Source organism: Roseisolibacter sp. H3M3-2 (assembly GCF_029211165.1).
In the GTDB taxonomy this organism is placed as follows: Bacteria; Gemmatimonadota; Gemmatimonadetes; order Gemmatimonadales; family Gemmatimonadaceae; genus Roseisolibacter.
In genome coordinates this window covers 1-3,025 of record NZ_JARGEK010000471.1, presented here as the reverse complement: position 1 = coordinate 3,025, position 3,025 = coordinate 1, and the positions used below count along the sequence as shown (strand labels likewise).

Here is a 3,025-nt window from a genome sequence, read left to right as displayed (position 1 = left end):
GATCTACTGCGCGTAGTGCTTGGCGAGTTGGATGTAGTCAAGCGACTGAAGGCCAGTGGGGGATGCCTGGGCACACGGAGGCGAGGAAGGGCGCGGTAAGCTGCGATAAGCCGGGGGGAGCCGCACACAGGCTGTGAGCCCCGGATGCCCGAATGGGGAAACCCGTCGGCCAGGAATGGCCGTCACTTGCGCAAGCAAGAGCGAACCCGGGGAACTGAAACATCTCAGTACCCGGAGGAAGAGAAATCAACCGAGATGCCCCCAGTAGCGGCGAGCGAACGGGGCGGAGCCCAAACCGCACTCCTTGTGGGTGCGGGGTTGTAGGACCCACGGACGGTGCGTGCGAAGTCAGTCGAAGTCCGCTGGAATGCGGCGCCACAGACGGTGACAGCCCGGTAGGCGAAGACGAGGTGCATGCGCTAGTGGTGTTCCTGAGTAGCGCCATGGTCCCGAGGAACGTGGCGTGAAGCTGGGGGGACCACCCTCCAAGGCTAAAGACTCCCGTGTGACCGATAGTGGACGAGTACCGTGAGGGACAGGTGAAAAGCACCCCAGTGCGGGGAGTGAAACAGAGCCTGAAACCACTGGCCTACAAGCGGTAGGAGGACGGTACGTCGCAAGGCGTACGCGTCTGACTGCGTGCCTTTTGCATTATGATCCGGCGAGTTACGCCTCGGCAGCGAGGCTAAGTGGCGCAGCCACGGAGCCGCAGCGAAAGCGAGTCCTGTCACGAGGGCGAGTGGAGTTGCCGGGGGTAAACCCGAAGCCAGGGCGATCTACCCATGAGCAGGGTGAAGCTGGGGTAACACCCAGTGGAGGCCCGCACCGGTATGGGTTGAAAACCGTTCGGATGACTTGTGGGTAGGGGTGAAAGGCCAATCAAGCCTGGAGATAGCTGGTTCTCCCCGAAATCTATTGAGGTAGAGCCTCGAGGCTGGCGCCTTGTGCGCCGTATGTCGGCCGGGGGTAGAGCGACTGGATGGGCGCGGGCTGGCGTGGCCGGTACCAACCCCAACCAAACTCCGAATACCGGACCGATGGACCTCGGGAGGCAGTCGCTGAGCGATAATGTCCAGCGGCGAGAGGGAAAGAACCCAGAGCCACAGCTAAGGCCCCGAAGTGGCCGCTGAGTATAGCGAAGGATGTGTTCCTACTTTGACAACTGGGAGGTTGGCTTAGAAGCAGCCACTCCTTTAAAGAGTGCGTAATAGCTCACCAGTCCAGTGGGGATGCGCCGAGAATGGTCGGGATTAAGCGGCCCGCCGAAGCTTGGCCTTCGTGCGTCTGCACGAGGGGTAGGGGAGCGTTCCGGGAGCGACGAAGGCGCCGGGGAACCGTTGCGCTGGAGCGACCGGAAGTGAGGATGCCGGACTGAGTACGCGCAAATGCGGGTGAGAACCCCGCACACCGTAAGCCTAAGGTTTCCTGCGCCATGGCAATCAGCGCAGGGTGAGGCGGCCCCTAAGGCGAGGCCCCAGAGGCGTAGCCGATGGACAACGGGTGAACATTCCCGTCCCGTCTTACGACGTTGAACTGCAGAGGGACACCGGAACGAAGCGGGCGCGGTCTTGTGGATTGACCGTCTAAAGCCGTAGGCCGAAAGGCCGAGAGCCCATGGGGAGATGGAGCTTCGGCTCCGTCAAGTCTCGTAGAGTCGACGGGCGAGAAAAGCTCTGCAGGGAGTCGTACGACGACCGTACCGCAAACCGACACAGGTAGGCGAGGCGAGTAGCCTCAGGTGCACGAGTGAGACGTGGTCAAGGAACTCGGCATAATGATCCCGTAACTTCGGAAGAAGGGATGCCCCCCCGGGTCAAGGCCTCGCGCCGCAGCCTGAGGGGGCCGCAGTGAATCGGCCCAAGCGACTGTTTAGCAAAAACACAGGTGCATGCCAAGCCGCACAAGGCGCCGTATATGCACTGACGCCTGCCCGGTGCCGGAAGGTTAAGGGGAGGGGTTAGGGCGCAAGCCCGAAGCTCTGAGCCGAAGCCCCGGTAAACGGCGGCCGTAACTATAACGGTCCTAAGGTAGCGAAATTCCTTGTCGGGTAAGTTCCGACCTGCACGAATGGCGTAACGACTTGGGCACTGTCTCGACCACGCGCTCGGCGAAATGGCAGTCTCGGTGAGGATTCCGAGTTCCCGCGACAGGACAAAAAGACCCCATGCACCTTTACTGCAGCTTGCCATTGCTCGCTGCATTCAGCTGTGTAGCATAGGTGGGAGCCGGTGATCCGCGGGCGCCAGCCCGCGGGGAGGCACCAGTGAAATACCACCCTGCTGAATGCGGCGTGCTCACCACGGTTGGCAAACCCGATCTGGGACCGTGGCAGGTGGGCAGTTTGACTGGGGCGGTCGCCTCCGAAAGCGTAACGGAGGCGCGCGAAGGTTGGCTCAGCGCGGTCGGTACTCGCGCTTATAGAGTGTAACGGCAGAAGCCAGCCTGACGGCGAGAGCGACGGCTCGAGCCGGCACGAAAGTGGGCCGTAGTGATCCGGTAGTTCCGCGTGGGCGGGCTATCGCGCAACGGATAAAAGGTACGCTGGGGATAACAGGCTTATCGCGCCCGAGAGTTCACATCGACGGCGCGGTTTGGCACCTCGATGTCGGCTTATCACATCCTGGGGCTGGAGAAGGTCCCAAGGGTCCGGCTGTTCGCCGGTTAAAGTGGTACATGAGCTGGGTTCAGAACGTCGTGAGACAGTTCGGTCTGTATCCGTCGTGGGCGTTGGAGAGTTGAGGGGCGCGGACCCTAGTACGAGAGGACCGGGTCGGACGATCCGCTCGTGTCCCGGCTGTTCCGCCAGGAGCACCGCCGGGTAGCGATGATCGGCACGGATAACCGCTGAAAGCATCTAAGTGGGAAGCCGTCCCCAAGATGAACTCTCCCCGGGGGCTAGACCCCCCTGAAGGGCCGGAGGAGACCACTCCGTCGATAGGGCGCCCGTGGACGTGCTGCAAGGCACTCCGAGCGTAGCGCTCCTAATCGCCCGTGCGGCTTGACTACTCCCCACACTGCTGGGGAT

General features: G+C 62.1%; 1 rRNA gene. It reads left to right on the top strand.

The window, feature by feature from the left end:
• Positions 1-35: 35 nt before the first annotated feature.
• Positions 36-3,006, top strand: a 23S ribosomal RNA gene (locus PYV61_RS23165).
• Positions 3,007-3,025: the final 19 nt, after the last annotated feature.